The organism is Anaerostipes stercorihominis, assembly GCF_057535655.1.
The window spans coordinates 217-17,875 of record NZ_BAAJCL010000018.1; the positions used below are offsets into that span (position 1 = coordinate 217).

Sequence of the window (17,659 nt, forward strand, 5' to 3'; positions counted from 1 at the left end):
AATGAAACCGAAAAAACTTCAGATGTTACTGGACCATTCAAATATTGGAATTACGATGAACTTATATGTTCACACTACCGAGATAAGTATGCTGAAATCCCTTGAAATTAAAGGATTTATAGGAGGAAATAGAAAAATGAAATTAGGAATCGTTATTCCGAGACCGATTTCATAAATGTCTATGTAAGTTGTTAAAGGCCTTTAAATGCTGATAGCTAGAGCATTTAGCGGATTTCCAACTCGGATAAAACTCTATATAAATTCATGTAAGTTTTTGAAAAATGGCCCACTAACTTTTGATCGAAGCCCTAATGTGGTAAGGAGAAGCGTTTGTATGAGCGCTTCTTTTTTGCAAGTATTATAATAAAAATAACTGGTGATTAGGTTCCGATATGAATATGTGACAGGAATTTTAAGGGCATAGCATGTTGTACTATCTAATAAATTTTGCTTTCATTTTCGCTCATGACCATGAGACTTTTTCCACTCAAACTGTATGCTGATGATATATTTCTAGTATTGAACAGAACGTTGTTGTATTATGATTTGCTTTTAATTGTCACGGCAGTGTTTAAGGAACGGAACAAAAGCCTTGAGTTTATTGGGTTTCTTGGATGGAGGTATAGAATTTACATCTTATTTATACCTTTGGAAGATCGGATCGGTAGACAAGACATATGGAAACTACAGGAGATATGTTTTGAAAATTAGGAATTGATGAATGATAGTATAATTTCAAGAAACAAAGAGATTGCTGATTTTTTTACAAAAACAATCTTGACAGTGACATTGAAAGCTGTATAATAACATTAACAGAACCCACCACGTCTCTGATTTTTCATGCGCAACCCGGTGGGACTTTCTTATTTATGGAGTGTTTTATGTATCAATATCCAAAACAAATATTAACAATAGAACAGCAGGTGCAATCTTATGTGGATGCAGGAATGAAGATTACATCTCAAGAAGATGTAGAGAAGGCATTGAAGTCAATTGGATTTTATCGTTTGAGAGGCTATTCGTTTCATTTATATGATAATGCTGCAAAGAAGTATGTTCCGGAAACAAAGTTTGAAGATATTATAAAATTGTATCAATTTGATCAGGAATTATCAGCTTTGGTTTTTTCGATGATTTCTAAGATTGAGGTTGCTTTGAGAGTGCGATTGGTGGAAGCATTGCTTATACACGGAGAACCACTTGTTTTGCAAGATTCATCGATTTTTAAAAGAAAAAACGGTATTGGCAGAATATGGCTACTGTAGCGTCAGAAATTGCTCGCTCCAATGATGTGTTTATCAAACATAATTTTGACAATCATGATGGAGAAGTACCTGTATGGGCGGCTGTTGAAGTTCTTTCGTTCGGTACATTATCGAAGATAATTAAGAATTTGAAAACAGGTACTGGAAGTTCATATTCTATATTAGCGGCCAATTACCAATATAAATCGAAAAAAGGAAATTTGGTAAATCCGTCACAGAAAATGCTTGCTTCATGGATACAGGGTGTTTCAGTATTGCGTAATATGTGTGCTCATAATTCCAGAATTTATAATCGTACAATTCATACGACACCGGAAATTCTGGATGTAGATAAAATTACGCCGCCACCAGCGCATAATGGCTTGTATCAACTCTTACTGGCGATGAAGTACCTGCGTTCATCCGATGAGGAGTGGGCAGTATTTGTAAATGCTTTCGATAAGCTAATTCAAAATAATCATGGTGTGGTCAGTCTCGCAGCAATGAATCTTCCTGCGGATTGGAAAGAACATTTAAATGTATAAAGGCAGTGGAATTGCATAAAATAATAAAGCAGACCTAATCAAGCACTTTTTGCTCAAATCGGTTAGGCTTTCGGCGGAGTGTTACGATAAGCACTTCGCCATTTTTATTTTGATGATCCATCGCACATATACGGAGTTTTATCTAGTCGTTGTATGTATGCAAGAAGGACATAATGTGTACTTTATGTCACAAAGTAAGAGTTTTATGAAAGCTGTTGCATTTGATATATCATAAATAGAACGAAAAATTGTGCGTTTGTCAGTGGAAAGCGCAGTATGAAATTGATTTTATTCGTCTTTTAGTATATAATTTTTAATAGGTTGATCAGAATGCGTAGAGGAAAAATATATGGAATATTTATCATTGAAACAGACGGCTGAAAAATGGGGAATTACAGTTAGAAGAGTACAGGTGTTATGTAGTCAAGGTAGAATCCCGGGTGCAACGAAAATAGGATCTTTCTGGGTTGTTCCGAAAGAAGCTGAGAAACCGAGGGATCAGAGAATTAAGAGTGGTAAATATATTAAATCTTAAAAAAACAAACAATATTATCGAGGGAAGCAGTAGCAATGGCAAAGACAAAAGAGCAAATCAGCTACAATATGAGTAGAGTTAAAAATAAGAATTCAAAGATCGAGATGCTCTTAAGAAAAGAATTATGGAATCGTGGTTTACGTTATCAAAAGAATGTAAAAACCATAATGGGTAAACCCGACATTGTATTCAAGGGGAAGAAAATTGCTGTGTTTTGTGACAGTGAATTTTGGCATGGATACGATTGGGATAACAGAAAAAATGATATTAAAAGCAACCGTGATTTTTGGATTGCGAAGATTGAAAGAAATATGCAAAGAGATGTAGAAGTCACGGAGTATTTGGAAAATTCTGGTTGGATTGTTCTCAGATTTTGGGGTAACGATATTAAAAAATATACAAAAGAGTGTGCCGATTCAATTCAACAGGTATGGGAGGAACGATAATGAGCGATTATGCATCTGAAAAATATCTCGAAGCAAAAAAATGGGTTTCAAAGAAAATTACAGATGGATACTCCTGGGATGATGTGAAAACGTTATGTGTTTCAATCGATGAAGCAAAAAATGAATTTATTCAGCTTCGTGATGATGAATTGATTCTTCCGGAAGATATGGAATTTAGAGAGTGGTCTGAGTTCATTGATGAAATGAAAAAGGGCTATAGTGCAATCTCTGATCCTTATGGGTTGTCTAATGGTTCTACGGGGATAGCTTTGCCGATTCCAACCGATCCAGGATCACCGTGGACACAATACAAGAAGTATTTGTTAGGGCAAAAGGATGGAAAAAGACGAATCAGTGATAATGCTGTAACTCAGATAGAAAAAAATTCTCATTGGATATTAAACCATATCTTACGTGATACGAGAGTTACCGGCCCGAAAAAGGGTTTGGTAATGGGAAGTGTTCAGTCGGGAAAGACTGCAAATATGATCGGGCTCGCAACAATGGTCGCACATTATGATTGGAATTACATAATAATTTTGTCTGGAACAATCGATAATCTGCGAAAGCAAACAAGAGATCGATTTATGCATGATTTATTGACTTCAGGCGGAGTGGCTTGGCATATTCTTGATAAAACCGGAAATCCCGATTACATGGTAGATGTACAAAACGGTAAAAAATACATGTCAGATAACCTGGAGTTGAATCTGTTTCAAAATGGCAAAACAGCTGGGCAGTGGATGCATAGATACGTTACTGTGTGTTTAAAAAATTCCACCCGATTAAGAAATTTAATTACATGGTTGCATGCCAATCCCGCTAAAGCAGCGCGTTTGCGAATTCTTGTAATAGACGATGAAGCGGACCAAGCAAGCGTTAATACCAGGAAAATAGATATTAATGAAACCGAAGAGGAATTAATAGAAAGAACTGCTGTAAATCAACTGATAATGGATTTAGTGAACGGTAAAAATGCAGACGGAACAATTGCATCTGCGCCGTTCCAGGCAATGAATTATATTAGCTTTACTGCTACTCCATATGCAAATGTGCTGAATGAGGCATATGAGTCTTCTCTTTACCCAAAAGATTTTATATGCAGTTTGCCTGAATCAAAGGAATATTTCGGAGGAAAAGTTATTTTCGGTAGTGATGAAGATGAGAATTACCCAGGGTTGGACATTGTTCGAGATATTCCGCAGGAGGAGATTTCAGAACTTAAAGATCTCCATAAAGGGTACTCATTTACAATTCCTAAAGAATTAAAAAAATCAATTTGCTGGTTTTTGTGTTCAGCTGCAGTACTGAGAAATAGAGGTCATAAGAAACCAATCAGTATGTTGATTCATACAACAGCTATTCAAAACGGACATTTTGAAGAATATGAAGTAATAAAGGCATGGCTAAAGCGTGAAAAGGATACTGACTCAATAATCAATATATGTGGTGAGGTGTACGAAAATGAAAAGAATAAATTAACTTTAGAAAAGCTTAGAATTTGTTATCCGGAATATAGTTTGTTGGATCAGGTAGACGATCATTTTCCAGAGTTTGATGAAATCAAAGATGATATAGAAACGCTTATCAATAACGTAGTAAACATCAAAATGGGAGATGAGAAAGAAGAGGTTTATGTAGATAACGCAATTCATTTATGTGTTGACAACTGTAGAGCAAATAAAGTTGCGGAAGACGGAACTTATTTGCGTATAGTTTACCCAGACGACCATGCTTTAAAACGCATGGAAAAGGCACCGGTCTTTATCATAATGGGTGGTAATACATTAGCCAGAGGCTTGACAATAGAGGGATTAGTTTGTACATATTTTGGTCGGAATTCAAATCAAGCTGATTCTTTGATGCAGATGGCAAGATGGTTTGGTTATCGAAAAGGGTGTGAATTACTTCAGAGAATCTGGATGCCGAAAACAGTACAGGAAAAATTTGAGCTTTTGGAAAAGATTGATGAGAAACTTAAAGCTGTTTTTGAAGACTATATGCTTAAGGGTAGAAGTCCTCGTCAGTTTGGACCGAAAATAACAACGACGGCAACAATTGCGAGGTTCTTATTAACATCCAAAAATAAATCGCAAAATGCAGTTGAATGTGACTTTGATTTTAGCGGTGATAGTTACGAAACAACGAGATTTGAAGATGATGGTTATCTGAGTCACAACATTGAAATAACAGAGAGTTTTTTGCAAACTCTGGGTGATGCTGTACAATCCGAAGCAGTTTCATCTGCTTTTGTTTGGTATGATATCGAGTTTTCAATCCTGGAAAAAGAATTCTTTGGAGTTGAAAAATATCATATATATGAATGCTCATCGCTCTATTCTGATATTCCAGTATTTTTGGAGTGGATGAAAATGATGAATCAAGAAGGTAAATATTTGCAGTGGAATGTTGCTGTTGCAGGAGATAAAAAAGCTACATCAAAGTGGAATGTAGGCAACATTCAAGTCGGAAAGATTGAACGTTCCAAAAAAACGAAACAAAGCAACTTCATAGATATCGGTTCATTGCGTTCGGGAACAGATGCACTTAGCGATATTCAAATCAGTAAATTAAGTGCCGATGAATTGAAATTATATAAGGAGACCGCAAAAAAGAGATCTTCTATCATTCAAAACAGAGGTGGTTTGGGTGTAGAAGATAAACCCTTGTTACTTTTGTATCGAATCGATAAAGACCTTGGAAAAGAAACTGCGGCAGGACGTCGAACAAAAATAAAGTCAAATGCTGATATTATCGGTTTCAGTATTATCGTGGCAGGTGAGCCAAGCGGAGGTATTCACGCTCGGTCAATAACGGTAAGACTTCCAGAATAAATACGAAGGAGTTTAAATATGCTTGATTATAAAATTCTCGAATTAAATCATTCAGTTTCATATGGAAGTGTGACTTTGAAGTCACTTCAAAATGATTATGTGCCAGAATTAGATCTTCTTGTAAGAGAAGCGATTCAGAATAGTTCAGATGCATCATTAGAAGAAGCGGGAGATAGCTTTAAGGTCAATTTTACAACAGGATATTTTTGCCCGAAGGATTTTAATTCTTTTATGACGGCACTGGATACTTCTTTGAATGAGTTGTTTCCGAATGATCAAGCACAATTTTTGGAAATCAGAGATACCAAAACTCGCGGTTTAACCGGTCCGATTCATATAGCTGATATTATCGGTGAAGACCACGGCAATTTCTTTAAGCTGATTTTTGATACCGGGAAGAGACAGACACAAGAAGGAGCTGGTGGAAACTGGGGATTTGGAAAAAGTGTTTATTATCGTGTGGGAATCGGAATAGTCGTATTTTATTCCAGAATAAAGACAGATGAAGGTTTTGAGTCCCGATTAATAATAACTTTAGTAGAAGATGAGCATGGAAAAAATGCAGACGGTACAGATTCTGCACTTCTGAACAAGATTAATAAAAAATCTGCTGGAAAAGCATGGTGGGGATATGAGGATGGCGAGGATTTTTTGCCGGTAACCGATCAAGAACTTATTAATACAATTTTGAACGTATTCCATATTGCTCCATTTAAAGAAGATGAGACTGGAACTTCTATTATCATTCCGTATATTGATTCGAAAAAGTTATTGGAAGATATCGTGCCGCTGGAATCTGGTCTTCCAGATGATGTTCATGAGCATTTCATATCGGTTTGGGGAAGTGATATTGAAGAGTATTTAAAATTATCGATACAGAAATGGTATGCACCTAAAATACACAATCGAGAATTGCTTAAAATTTGTAGTGATAAGAAATGGTTACATGTTTCTGTAAACGGGAAACCGATACGAAAGAATGACATGCTTCCTTTCTTCAAGATGGTTCAGGAAATGTATACAACAGCTTTGGCAAAAACTTACAAGACGGAGTATATAGCTGAAGTTAATTATGAAATATCTACAAGGCCGGTAAACATTCACAATTATTTTGAGGAGGGGAGTACAGCGGGATACGTTGCGGTTTCTAAGATATCGAAACCGCAACTATATGCGGATGTCATGTCATTGTCTCCTTATGTATACTGTGGAAGATTTGAAGCCGAGGGTGGTTTAAATGAACCGATGGTCATGTATACCAGAGATCCCGGAATGGTTATCGAGTATTGCGTTTCCGGAGAGTGGGTAAAAGGTATAACGTGGCCGGAGAGTGAAGATGATTTTATTTTTGCATTCTTTGTTCCGGATACTCAAAAGATTTTAAAGATAAATCTTGATGTAAAGGAGCATGCTGGAAAAAAATTGAGAGAATATTTACGGTCATGCGAAGCATCGGATCACATGGGATGGTCTGATCCCGCAAAAATGTTTATTGTAGCGAGAATTCGTAAGAATACTGTTAATCAAATTACGAAATTACAGAACGGAAATGAAGAAAAGCGAGTTGATGCTACAGCAAGCAGATTATCGGGGAAACTCGGCAAATTATTGATGCCTCGAATAGGGTATGAGAAAAGGAAAAATTCTGGTGGCCAAGGAGGCGGTGGCGGGCAAGGAGGATCTGGTGGTTCGAGCCGAAATTTAACGTATGAGTTCAGTGATTTCAAATTTAAAGGTAATGATTTGGAAATTCAATACTGTATCAAAATGGCTTGCAGCAAAAGAGATACAAATATCGAACTGGTCATAGAATCGGAAGGTGGAAGAATTGATCCAATCAGTTGGCAACGAGATATAGGAACACCTTATCCTGCTATGATTTCGTCTGTATCGGTAGATACTCTTATGGTAGCCGGAGAAGAAGATTGCGAAGAGATTTGTGTGTGTACTTCATCAGATTCGGAACACATCGGTAAAAAGATAGAAATTAAAATGGAAAAAGCTGATACTTGTAGTGAATTTACATCTTTTGCGATTAAATCGCATGTGCTTGCTCCTGAAATCAGAGGGATATTAAAAATACATGCACGAGATAAAAGATATAGCTTTTCATTCAAGGTAGTTTGATACGGAGGTAGACAATGGACAATTTAAAATTTTATCCGTATCTGACAGACGATCTCATGGAAAAAAGCGGATGTATGATTGAAAAATTTCAATTTTTTTACTATCCAAACGATATGGAAGCTCCGTTAAGAGGCGAAAAAAAGGGAGCGGGAGTAATTAAAATTACCGACCCGCTTGATATGTGGAGCCTTGCTCAAGACGGCATTACTTTCAAAAAGAAAGTATCCATTGCATATCCAGATTTTTTGTTCGGAGCTGAAGGAATCGCCTGTAAGAATGCTGAAATCGGAATATGTATCATGTGGACAAATAATAGGTTGACACAAACAGGTCTCATTTTGCCGAACAGTGATATAACAACTGCGGCAGGAAGGACGTGCTATTTCGAACACACTTTTAATCCGGGAGAAGTAGAAGGTGATCTTCAGTTATCGGTGTGCTTATATGTAAAGAAATCCGCATCCGAAATTCTTGACGGTGAAGAAGAACTTATGAATGAAGAAGGTGTCACTATCGGAGAATTAGATGATATTGTTGTGGATTTTGATAGTGTAAATATGGAGTTTCCGATTGAAGAATTGTATTCGGATAAAGAACCTTTATGGTGGATAGAGTTTTCGCAGTGGGAGGATCCTAAATCCCTGGAAAAATTTACAAAAGATAATATTTGCATTTATTTAAATCCTTACTATTCTGCATGTCCTATGACCGATGGAAATATTAAGAATGTCGATCTTCTGATTGATATTTTGGCAACATCATATTTAATGATATTTGAAAGGCTCAGTGAAGAAGATTTACAAGCAACAAGAAATGATGTTGGATTAGAGGCCAATTCCATATGCAGTATATTGCACCAATTTATCGGAGAGTGTAATAAGACGGAGTTGCGATTCGAATCTCCAGAGGCATTATTTAGGACCTTGCAAATTAATTTAAGAGCAAAACTGACAGAGGAGGATAAGTAATGGTTCGATTCAAAACATTATCAAGAGATGAAGCGAAAAGAATAATATCCGCCTTTGATAATTATGACGATGTGGAGTTTGATGATCTTGTAAATCATTGGGAGCAGTATGATCCTGTTTCCGAATATGATGAATCATTTGTAGATTTTCGTAATGAATTACTGGCTGCCTTTAGGGAAGGGTTACAAGAAACTAACGGTAAGATGGATTATCCTGTGGATCTGAAAGTTGGATTAAAAATATATTCGTTATTGCCAATCGGAAAGAATTTTTCGATTGTACAAGCAAATAATGATGATTTTTGGAGATACATTTCGGTTAAAGTTATGCCGGATATTACATATCTGCGATATCCGAATCCTGAAAAAGCAGTAAAAGATGCAGGTGGAAGATTGAATCACAAGAGATTTTATGCACAAACTCGCAGAATCTGGTTGAAAAGTCTCTGGTGGTATGTATTCCTTAGTTGGCAAGGATCAGAACTTAAGACATATAATGCCCTGAAAAACAATAAAACAGATAATATCAATAAATTAATCGAGACACCGGGAAGAGGGTATCGCTTAATGCTTTATAGGGCAATGATTGCCGAATATGCAAAGTATTCGGCTTCGAATAAAACTTCAACTAAGGAATTTGCAGCGTTTACAAAGTTGAATAATGCGAAGTGCGTGAACGTGGAACCAGCACTGACTCCAGGCGGTGAAAAAGGATATGCACATAGACTTTTTGAAGAATTGAGAGAAAGCGGAGGAGATGAAAATGACACTAGTAGAGGAAATCCTCAATAATTGGAATACAGATATTCCTGGTTATGCACATACCATAGATTCTTTAGAAAAAATGGGATATCCTGCTTGGACTATTTTAAACTCCGAGGAATATGGTGTCGTATTAGCGGTTGGGGAAGCTGGAGATATTAATGAGGCTTTTGCGAATGCTCGTATTGCCAGTAAAGAAGTTGTGTTTGAAGACGGTTTCGTACGGAAAGCATTAACATTGACATCTTCTTCTACAGTCATAGAAGAAACCTTTGCGTCATTGTGTGCGGCATTGGTGACACCTGGATCAAACGGAGAAAATAGAGAAAAAATCATGGAATCTCCGTTGGAATGGTGGAGAAGCTGGAAGGAAATGCTGGGTAACAAAAATATAGACCCAAGAATATATGATGTGTTGGGTGAGTTGGTTGTACTGAAAACAATGATTCCTCTTGGAGAGGATATAAGTTGGAATGGTCCAGACCATGCTTCCTATGACATTGAAATGGAATCAAAGTTTGTGGAAGTGAAATCTACGATTGCGCGAGATAAAAGAGAAGTGACAATTAGTAGTCATTTTCAATTACAACCAGAAAACAAACCATTACATTTAGTACTGTGCCAGTTTGAGCCATCGTTTCTTACAGGTGTTTCAATTGACTCTGTGATAGATGACATTTCAAAGCTGGGATATAACACCTCTTTCATTGAAAAAAAATTACAAGAAATGGGTTTTGAAAATGGAATGAGTTCAAGAAAAAAAACATTCATTTTACATGATCTGTTAGATTACGAAATTGATGATGATTTTCCGCGTGTTACTACCGAGTCGTTCAAGGGTGGCGTGTTACCTGTAGGAATTACAAAAATCACCTATACAGTTGATCTGAGTGGAATTCAAGTCGTTTCGTTGTTGCAAGGAGCTGATAATGATATATAAAACTATAGATTTGTGCGCAGGCATAGGCGGAATCAGGCGAGGATTTGAACTGACAGGATCTTTTCAAAACGTTCAATCGGCTGAAATTGATGAATCTGCGGCAAAAACATACAAGCATCTTTTCGGCGATGATGCTTTAAATGATTTGACTTCCGAAGAGTTTAAAACGGAATTAGATAGCACGGAATATGATGTATTACTTGCCGGTTTTCCGTGTCAGGCATTTAGTCGTGCCGGGAAGCAATTGGGATTTAGAGATACAACAAGGGGGACTATCTTTTTTGATATTGCGGATATTATTTCTAGAACAAAACCAAGAGCGATTTTTCTTGAAAATGTTGATAATCTGATTTCTCATGATCATGGAAACACGATTAATACAATTGTAAAAACGTTGGAAGATGAGCTTGATTATCGTGTTATCGGGGTTTCTTTGGATGAGAATGGTAACTATCAATACGATAGATCTTCGTTCGTTCGGAATTCGAAAAATTTTGGAGTGCCCCAAAACAGAGCACGTGCGTATATTATGGCATTCAGTAAGAAAAAATATGGAAATGCTATTAAACTTTTGACTGAACAATTACCGACAGAAAGTACTGAGGTTGTTTTTGAGGATGTAAATGCAATACTGGAAACAGAAGTTGATGACAAATATTATATGGCCGAAGGATATCTGGAGACGCTCAAGCGTCACAAGATAAGGGAACATGAAAAAGGGCATGGGTTTGGATATTGCGTTGTTAATCAAGAAGGTGGGGAACATCCAATTGCAAACACTATTCTTGCAATAGGTGGTTCGGGAAAAGAGAGAAATCTCATATATCAACCTAAAGAAGGCATTGCTGGAAAAGTGATTCCAAGAAAGAAGACGCAGCTTAATTCAGAAGGTATACGAGTTATGACTCCGATGGAATGGGGGCGTTTACAAGGATTTATCGGGTATGGGTTTCTTGATGCTGATGGAAGTGAAACATTCAGCTTCCCGGAAGGTACAAACGATGCACAAAAATATAAGCAGTTTGGAAATTCCGTTTCTATTCCGGTTATCAAGACGATGGCAGATTTTATGTTGAACTGCTTTGACATACTGGAACAGCAACAAGAAGAAATTGTGAAAGCACTTGTTTATCAAAATATTTATATCACCAAGAAAACTGTGATGGAAAATCTGGGAATCAATGCTGTTCAAGCCAGTGCTATTTTGAAAAAGTTGATAGAGCAGCAGGAAATTCGCAGAATCTCTCATGGAGTATCTACAAGGTACGTGAATGCTAATAGGGAAGATGACTTACCTCCGTTTAGCCAGGAGGAAAAAGTTTTGGAATATGCGAAAGAAAATAATTCTTTTTCAAATAAGGATATAGTTGAACTTTTGCAAATTACCGTTGGCAGCGGCAATGTATTATTATCGACGATGGTAAAAAAAGGATTATTGATACGTGTAAAACGAGGATGGTATTCAGCAAAAGTATAATTTATAGGCTTGAAAGGTGATGTTTATGGCAGATGTTTTTATAGAACTAGATAGGAAAAATGCTAATCATGGCAGTATTTTAAAAGAATATTATGCGCGTTACCTTACTGACATTCGAAAAAATAGTCAAAGCACTGTAAAACATTATTTTGATGCACTTAATAATATTTCCAGACGATTGAAAGAAAAAAGTTTGGTTCGGGAAAATATCTATGAGGTTGCTGATATAGATACCCTATTTCAACTTAGGGATATTCTTTATAGCGATTTGGATTTTATACAAGCAAATGAACGCGGCCGAAGAATGTACAGTGCTGGTTTGAATAATTATTGCAGATTTGCGAGTGGAGAAGGATTTTCTGAGATTGCAGAAAAAATTAAAACGTTTGATGTTCCAGTGCCAAAGGATCAAAATCTGACGATTACTAAAACAATATGGAAAAGATCTGGGGTTTTACGAACGCAGGCTTTTGAACTGGCAAATTATAAATGTGAGTTAAATAGAGAACATGAAACATTTATTGCAGAGAGTACTAATAAACCATATATGGAAGGGCATCATGCATTGCCAATGAGTTTGCAGGATCAATTTTCGGTTAGTTTAGATGTATATTCGAATATTGTTTGTCTTTGTCCATTATGCCATCGAAAAATTCATTACGGAATGGAAAATGAGAAAAAAATCATGCTAGATAGTATATATGCAAAAAGATCTTCTCGTTTAGCAAAAAGTGGGATAAGAATGAGTCAAGATGAGTTTGTTCGTTTTGCGAATCACACGTTTTGATGTTTGTGGTAAAGCATGATTTCATCAGCTGGAGGAAGATAATTTAATGAAACAAGGAAATGCAAAAAACATGCAATGATAATTCAAGGGGCAAAAGATGTTATGTTTATTTAGATTATTTCATATTGAGCATGTTAAGAAGACAGTTAAAAATTATTGAATTATCTGTAGCTTCCATAAAATCAATTCTATGTTAAAAACATGCTGTCTAGACAGCTACTTTTTAAGCTATTATCCAAAAGATATATAATATATAGACTCAATTGGTGAAAGTGCCCATTTGGGCCTATTATTGTATAATTTAATACGTTACAACCAGAGCAAGATCCACCCGTGTATTACAGTATTGTCATTTTGACAATTTTGTATTACTTACGAGTAGCAGACTTGATGGGGATTACGTCCCCATACCCACGTGAAAATATAATTGCTGGCAATTACATTTTAGCAGACACGCAAGCGTTTCTGAGTAAGCATCACAGACAACAAAATAAGGAAATTTTGATAAAGCATTCACCTGGATAGGTGAGTGTTTTTTTATTTTCAAATATTTAATTAATCGAAAAAATAAAAAAGTTTTCCTCAGGGGGCTGTAAAAATGCCTCTCAGCGTTTCGTTTTATGTAAGGGTATTTTGGACAGGAAAAAATTAAAAAATTTTTATCAAGAGCCTGTATTTATGCCCTTCATCTTTTGTATATGTGTAAGAACATTTTTTAGCCGGCATAAAAATGATTTTTACAAAATATTAGAAACAGAAACGAGGCGAGAAAAGAATGCAATATGAATACATGAAGGAGTCAGAGCAGATGCTTCAGTACTTCCAGTTTCCGAAGTTTTTGCTAAAGCTTCGAATTTCTCAAAATGCAAAATTTCTTTATATGCTTTTGTATGACCGAGCGCGGATATCGAGAAAGAATAGCTGGATAGACAAGTATGGAAATGTATATATGATTTTTCCGATAGAGGAATTGTCTGTTCAAATCGACAAATGTAAATCTTCTGTAAAAACAGCGTTGAAGGAATTAGATGATGTGGGACTATTGGTTCGTAGATCCGGTGGATTTTCAAAACCTAATCATTTATATGTAAAAATTCCATCTGATGAGATAAGTTTACAGACGGTTGATGATAAGACGGTTGAAAAGATGGCTGTAACAGAGTCGGAAAAGCACCCATCATCTGGTCGTAAAAATGACTGTGCAGGAGTCGGAAATGTGGCACCTAGTAAAGTAACTGAGAAATATAAAAGTAATAAATATCATGAAGTAAATTATTGCTATGGGGAAGGAGAGAGTTTGTGATGAGAGAAGAAGATACTGTATGTGTAGGCAGTGATGGTTTGCAATACTGCAAAGTTTGTGGGGAAGCGAAAGAAGCATTTTTCCCCAAGGGTGGCTTTATGGGGATAAAAAAACATTTCAGGCAATGTGCCTGTGACAGAAAATCATATGAAGCAGAACAAAAATATTTTAAAGACAAAGAGCACTGGGAATTAGTCAGCAGAAATACAAGCATCTGTTTTGGCGAGAGCAGAATGGAAGAGTGGACATTTGAGAATGCAGATATGTCAGATGCGGTAATGCATAAGGCAAAAAATTATGTTGATAACTGTGAGGAAATGAAAAGAAACCATATTGGGTGTTTGTTCTGGGGACCAGTTGGTACCGGGAAAAGTTATATTGCCGGGTGTATTGCCAATGATCTTCTTAAACGAGAAGTAACGGTAAAGATGACAAATTTCAATACCATTATTGATGATATATTTCCGCTGGCAGACAAAACGGAATATATCAATGCATTGGCTTCGTATCAGCTTTTGATTATTGATGATCTTGGAGTGGAACGAAATTCAGAATATGCATTAGGAATTATTTTCAGTGTCATAGACCGCAGAATCCGTTCGGGACGACCTTTGATCATAACGACCAATCTTCCGTTGAATGAAATAAAAAGCGAGACCATGTTGGATAAAAAGCGTATCTATGACCGTATTTTAGAAATGTGTACACCCATGTATGTTGGAGGCACAAGTAAACGAGAAGCAATTGCAAGTATGAAAATGGAGAAAGCAAAAACATTGTTGAATACAAAGAATGATCGTGTGCATTGCGGATAGAAGTGTATGCTACACACGTTAAACAATAAGGAAAGGATTTTATGAACAAACAATATGTTGCAATATGTGAAAAAGTTGCTCTTACAATTGAAGAGGCAGCAGAATACAGTAATATCGGACAAAACAGAATAAGTAGTCTTTTGAAAGAACCGCGATGTCCGTTTGTGCTTTACGTAGGTACGAAAAAACTTGTAAAGAGAAAAGAATTTGAAAAATTCATTTCGGAAAGTGTAGAAATATAAATGAATGACAGGAGACAATGACAGGAGATGAGATGAAAATGAATATTCACAAAAATAAGATGCTATGGTATAATACAAGGTGCTGTATTAGGGCTTCTTATGAGAGGAGCTGAAATATGGGAAAAGATTTAAAAGGCAAAGAACTTGGCAAGGGAATATCCCAAGAAAGTACGGGATTATACTCAGCCAGATTTGTAGATCGGTTTGGAAAGAGAAAACATAAACGATTCAAAAAGCTGCAAGAGTGCAGAGCATGGATTGCTGATGCGACTTATGTGGATGAACATAGTGATATTTCAATGCCATCAGATATGCTGGTCGATCAATGGTTTGATTATTGGATTGGGATAAAAAAGAAAACAGTCCGTTCAAATACTGTTCGCGATTATATGGAGAGATATATTAAAAATATTAAACCGGTAATTGGGAAGATGACACTATCAGACGTGAAACCACTTCACTGTCAGAAAATATTTTATGATATGGCAGATCAGGGGTATCGTACATCTACAATTTATCAGGCAAGAATTGCATTATACAATATGTTTGAGTATGCAAAAGAGAATGAAGTCTTGCGTAGCAATCCCTGTAAAAAATCTGTGAAAAGTGATATGGGAAAGCCTTCTGAGAAGAAGGTTGCTTTAACAAGAGACATACAAAAAATATTTTTACAATATGCAGAAAATCAAAGCTATGAAAATCAGTATCGTTTTATACTACAAACCGGATTGCGAACAGGCGAATTAGTAGGATTGAAATGGGAAGATGTCGATTTTAAATCCAAAACAATTCAGATTCGCAGAAGTATGGAATATCGTTACAGTGCAAAGGAGTGGCGTATCGGAGAACCAAAGAGTAAATCAGGTTACCGTACGATACCCTTAACAGAAGAAGCGGTTGCTATACTAAAAAAACAAAAAGAAAAGAATAAGAGGATTTCAGAAATTTCAACAGAATGGGAAGAATTTGTATTTGTGTGTCGAAAAGGAACGCCGGTCAAGAACAGCACATATGATACAGTACTGTTTAAGATTTGTGATAAAGCAAAAATTCCAAGATTTTCTATGCATATCTTGAGACATCTTTTTGTCACTAAGTGTATTGAATCAGGAATGAAACCGAAAAAACTTCAGATGTTACTGGACCATTCAAATATTGGAATTACAATGAACTTATATGTTCACACTACCGAGATAAGTATGCTGAAATCCCTTGAAATTAAAGGATTTATAGGAGGAAATAGAAAAATGAAATTAGGAATCGTAGGGCTGCCCAATGTGGGAAAAAGTACATTATTTAATTCTTTGACAAAGGCAGGCGCCGAGTCAGCGAACTATCCGTTTTGTACTATTGATCCCAACGTGGGAATTGTAACGGTACCGGATTCTCGTGTGGATTATCTTGCAGATAAATATCATTCTAAAAAAGTAATTCCTGCGGCGATCGAGTTTGTGGATATTGCCGGACTGGTTAAGGGGGCTTCAAAAGGAGAAGGGCTTGGAAATCAGTTTCTTGCAAACATTCGGGAGGTTGATGCCATTGTTCATGTGGTCCGTTGTTTTGAGGACAGCAATATTGTCCATGTAGACGGATCTGTGGATCCGCTTCGTGACATTGAAACCATTAACTTTGAATTGATTTTTTCTGATATTGAGGTTTTGGATCGAAGAATTGCAAAATCAACCAAAGGTGCCAGAAACGATAAGACACTTGCCCGTGAGGTGGAGTTTTTGCAGAAGGTAAAAGTGCATTTGGAAAATGGAAAGCTTGCAAAAACCTTTGAGACGGAGGATGAAGACGAGCAGGAAATTTTAAATTCCTGTAACCTTTTAACCATCAAACCAGTTATTTTTGCTGCAAATGTGAACGAGGATGAACTGGGGCAGGAGGATAACGATTATGTAAAAGCTGTCAGGAAGTATGCCGCAGAGGTCGATGCTAAAGTATTTGTGGTATGTGCGCAGATCGAACAGGAAATTTCAGAACTGGACGATGAGGAAAAGAAAGAATTTTTAGAAGATCTGGGGCTGGAAGAATCCGGTCTTGAAAAACTAATATCTGCCAGCTATTCTCTGCTCGGTCTGATTAGCTTCCTGACATCCGGGGAAGATGAAACCCGTGCATGGACCATCAAAGAGGGAACCAAAGCTCCGCAGGCAGCAGGAAAAATTCATACAGATTTTGAGCGGGGATTTATCTGTGCGGAGGTCGTATCTTTTGAAGACTTAAAAACCTATGATACGATGCAGGCATGCAAAGAAAAAGGACTGGTGAGACAGGAAGGAAAAGAATATATCGTCAAAGACGGAGATATTATTGTCTTCCGTTTCAATGTGTAATCACTTGGAGCCAAGCAGAAATAAGGAGAGAGGTGCGACGAATGTTTTACATTCGAGAGGACCTCTCTCCTTATTTATATTTGGAGAAAGCCAAACAATGCGGAATCGAAGAAGGAGCGTATGGTTCCAAGAGGAGATGTGAGAAAGCATTTCGCCACGAAAGATGTCGAAATTTATAAGAAAAAACTAAGATTTGATTGTGGATTATTTCTTGCAATTTACCCTTACATCGTATAAAATAAGACCTATGAGTGGTTAGAAGTGGTGGATAGTGGTGGATAAGTGTTGTAAAGTGT

15 protein-coding genes and 2 pseudogenes are annotated in these 17,659 nt (G+C 36.6%); all 17 read left to right on the forward strand.

Features of this window, described 5'->3' with window-relative positions:
* Positions 1 to 175, forward strand: a pseudogene (locus AC27EF_RS12515) (hypothetical protein); the annotation flags it as partial.
* 706 nt (positions 176 to 881) lie between these two features.
* Positions 882 to 1,265: an Abi family protein gene (locus AC27EF_RS12520; RefSeq protein ID WP_487111107.1), complete on the forward strand. Its 384-nt coding sequence runs from the start codon at positions 882 to 884 to the stop codon at positions 1,263 to 1,265.
* Positions 1,253 to 1,789: an Abi family protein gene (locus tag AC27EF_RS12525; RefSeq protein WP_487111108.1), complete on the forward strand. Its 537-nt coding sequence runs from the start codon at positions 1,253 to 1,255 to the stop codon at positions 1,787 to 1,789. The genes AC27EF_RS12520 and AC27EF_RS12525 overlap by 13 nt, the downstream gene beginning before the upstream one ends.
* A gap of 349 nt (positions 1,790 to 2,138) precedes the next feature.
* Positions 2,139 to 2,324 (forward strand): helix-turn-helix domain-containing protein, encoded by a 186-nt coding sequence (locus AC27EF_RS12530; RefSeq protein WP_442028076.1) that lies wholly within the window; start codon positions 2,139 to 2,141, stop codon positions 2,322 to 2,324.
* 35 nt (positions 2,325 to 2,359) lie between these two features.
* On the forward strand, positions 2,360 to 2,770 hold the full coding sequence (locus tag AC27EF_RS12535; RefSeq protein ID WP_487111109.1) for a very short patch repair endonuclease: 411 nt from the start codon (positions 2,360 to 2,362) through the stop codon (positions 2,768 to 2,770).
* Complete coding sequence (locus tag AC27EF_RS12540; RefSeq protein ID WP_487111110.1) at positions 2,770 to 5,604, forward strand: Z1 domain-containing protein; 2,835 nt, start codon at positions 2,770 to 2,772, stop codon at positions 5,602 to 5,604. The genes AC27EF_RS12535 and AC27EF_RS12540 overlap by 1 nt, the downstream gene beginning before the upstream one ends.
* A gap of 18 nt (positions 5,605 to 5,622) precedes the next feature.
* A complete protein-coding gene (locus AC27EF_RS12545; RefSeq protein WP_487111111.1) occupies positions 5,623 to 7,731 on the forward strand; it encodes a hypothetical protein in 2,109 nt (702 codons plus the stop codon).
* Positions 7,732 to 7,805: 74 nt separating this feature from the next.
* Positions 7,806 to 8,699 (forward strand): hypothetical protein, encoded by an 894-nt coding sequence (locus tag AC27EF_RS12550; protein ID WP_487111112.1) that lies wholly within the window; start codon positions 7,806 to 7,808, stop codon positions 8,697 to 8,699.
* Positions 8,699 to 9,490, forward strand: a complete 792-nt coding sequence (locus AC27EF_RS12555) for a DUF6339 family protein (protein ID WP_487111113.1) — start codon at positions 8,699 to 8,701, stop codon at positions 9,488 to 9,490. Before AC27EF_RS12550 ends, AC27EF_RS12555 begins: the two co-directional genes overlap by 1 nt.
* Complete coding sequence (locus AC27EF_RS12560; RefSeq protein ID WP_487111114.1) at positions 9,462 to 10,400, forward strand: PD-(D/E)XK motif protein; 939 nt, start codon at positions 9,462 to 9,464, stop codon at positions 10,398 to 10,400. The genes AC27EF_RS12555 and AC27EF_RS12560 overlap by 29 nt, the downstream gene beginning before the upstream one ends.
* Positions 10,390 to 11,877: a DNA (cytosine-5-)-methyltransferase gene (dcm, locus tag AC27EF_RS12565; RefSeq protein WP_487111115.1), complete on the forward strand. Its 1,488-nt coding sequence runs from the start codon at positions 10,390 to 10,392 to the stop codon at positions 11,875 to 11,877. Before AC27EF_RS12560 ends, dcm begins: the two co-directional genes overlap by 11 nt.
* Positions 11,878 to 11,902: 25 nt before the next feature.
* Complete coding sequence (locus AC27EF_RS12570) at positions 11,903 to 12,664, forward strand: HNH endonuclease (RefSeq protein WP_487111116.1); 762 nt, start codon at positions 11,903 to 11,905, stop codon at positions 12,662 to 12,664.
* A gap of 775 nt (positions 12,665 to 13,439) precedes the next feature.
* A complete protein-coding gene (locus AC27EF_RS12575; protein WP_487111117.1) occupies positions 13,440 to 13,967 on the forward strand; it encodes a replication initiator protein A in 528 nt (175 codons plus the stop codon).
* Positions 13,967 to 14,782: an ATP-binding protein gene (locus tag AC27EF_RS12580; protein ID WP_487111118.1), complete on the forward strand. Its 816-nt coding sequence runs from the start codon at positions 13,967 to 13,969 to the stop codon at positions 14,780 to 14,782. The genes AC27EF_RS12575 and AC27EF_RS12580 overlap by 1 nt, the downstream gene beginning before the upstream one ends.
* 41 nt (positions 14,783 to 14,823) lie before the next feature.
* Positions 14,824 to 15,024 (forward strand): excisionase, encoded by a 201-nt coding sequence (locus AC27EF_RS12585; protein ID WP_004844455.1) that lies wholly within the window; start codon positions 14,824 to 14,826, stop codon positions 15,022 to 15,024.
* 311 nt (positions 15,025 to 15,335) lie between these two features.
* A pseudogene (locus tag AC27EF_RS12590) lies at positions 15,336 to 16,202 on the forward strand (tyrosine-type recombinase/integrase); the annotation flags it as partial.
* A gap of 69 nt (positions 16,203 to 16,271) precedes the next feature.
* Complete coding sequence (gene ychF, locus AC27EF_RS12595; RefSeq protein ID WP_487111143.1) at positions 16,272 to 17,363, forward strand: redox-regulated ATPase YchF; 1,092 nt, start codon at positions 16,272 to 16,274, stop codon at positions 17,361 to 17,363.
* The last annotated feature ends 296 nt before the right edge of the window (positions 17,364 to 17,659 follow it).

What these genes read in the sequence shown, in the direction of transcription:
- AC27EF_RS12520 (WP_487111107.1), top strand. Translation starts at nt 882, where the DNA reads ATGTATCAATATCCAAAACAAATATTAACAATAGAACAGCAGGTGCAA.
- AC27EF_RS12525 (WP_487111108.1), top strand. Translation starts at nt 1,253, where the DNA reads ATGGCTACTGTAGCGTCAGAAATTGCTCGCTCCAATGATGTGTTTATC.
- AC27EF_RS12530 (WP_442028076.1), top strand. Translation starts at nt 2,139, where the DNA reads ATGGAATATTTATCATTGAAACAGACGGCTGAAAAATGGGGAATTACA.
- AC27EF_RS12535 (WP_487111109.1), top strand. Translation starts at nt 2,360, where the DNA reads ATGGCAAAGACAAAAGAGCAAATCAGCTACAATATGAGTAGAGTTAAA.
- AC27EF_RS12540 (WP_487111110.1), top strand. Translation starts at nt 2,770, where the DNA reads ATGAGCGATTATGCATCTGAAAAATATCTCGAAGCAAAAAAATGGGTT.
- AC27EF_RS12545 (WP_487111111.1), top strand. Translation starts at nt 5,623, where the DNA reads ATGCTTGATTATAAAATTCTCGAATTAAATCATTCAGTTTCATATGGA.
- AC27EF_RS12550 (WP_487111112.1), top strand. Translation starts at nt 7,806, where the DNA reads ATGATTGAAAAATTTCAATTTTTTTACTATCCAAACGATATGGAAGCT.
- AC27EF_RS12555 (WP_487111113.1), top strand. Translation starts at nt 8,699, where the DNA reads ATGGTTCGATTCAAAACATTATCAAGAGATGAAGCGAAAAGAATAATA.
- AC27EF_RS12560 (WP_487111114.1), top strand. Translation starts at nt 9,462, where the DNA reads ATGACACTAGTAGAGGAAATCCTCAATAATTGGAATACAGATATTCCT.
- dcm (WP_487111115.1), top strand. Translation starts at nt 10,390, where the DNA reads ATGATATATAAAACTATAGATTTGTGCGCAGGCATAGGCGGAATCAGG.
- AC27EF_RS12570 (WP_487111116.1), top strand. Translation starts at nt 11,903, where the DNA reads ATGGCAGATGTTTTTATAGAACTAGATAGGAAAAATGCTAATCATGGC.
- AC27EF_RS12575 (WP_487111117.1), top strand. Translation starts at nt 13,440, where the DNA reads ATGCAATATGAATACATGAAGGAGTCAGAGCAGATGCTTCAGTACTTC.
- AC27EF_RS12580 (WP_487111118.1), top strand. Translation starts at nt 13,967, where the DNA reads ATGAGAGAAGAAGATACTGTATGTGTAGGCAGTGATGGTTTGCAATAC.
- AC27EF_RS12585 (WP_004844455.1), top strand. Translation starts at nt 14,824, where the DNA reads ATGAACAAACAATATGTTGCAATATGTGAAAAAGTTGCTCTTACAATT.
- ychF (WP_487111143.1), top strand. Translation starts at nt 16,272, where the DNA reads ATGAAATTAGGAATCGTAGGGCTGCCCAATGTGGGAAAAAGTACATTA.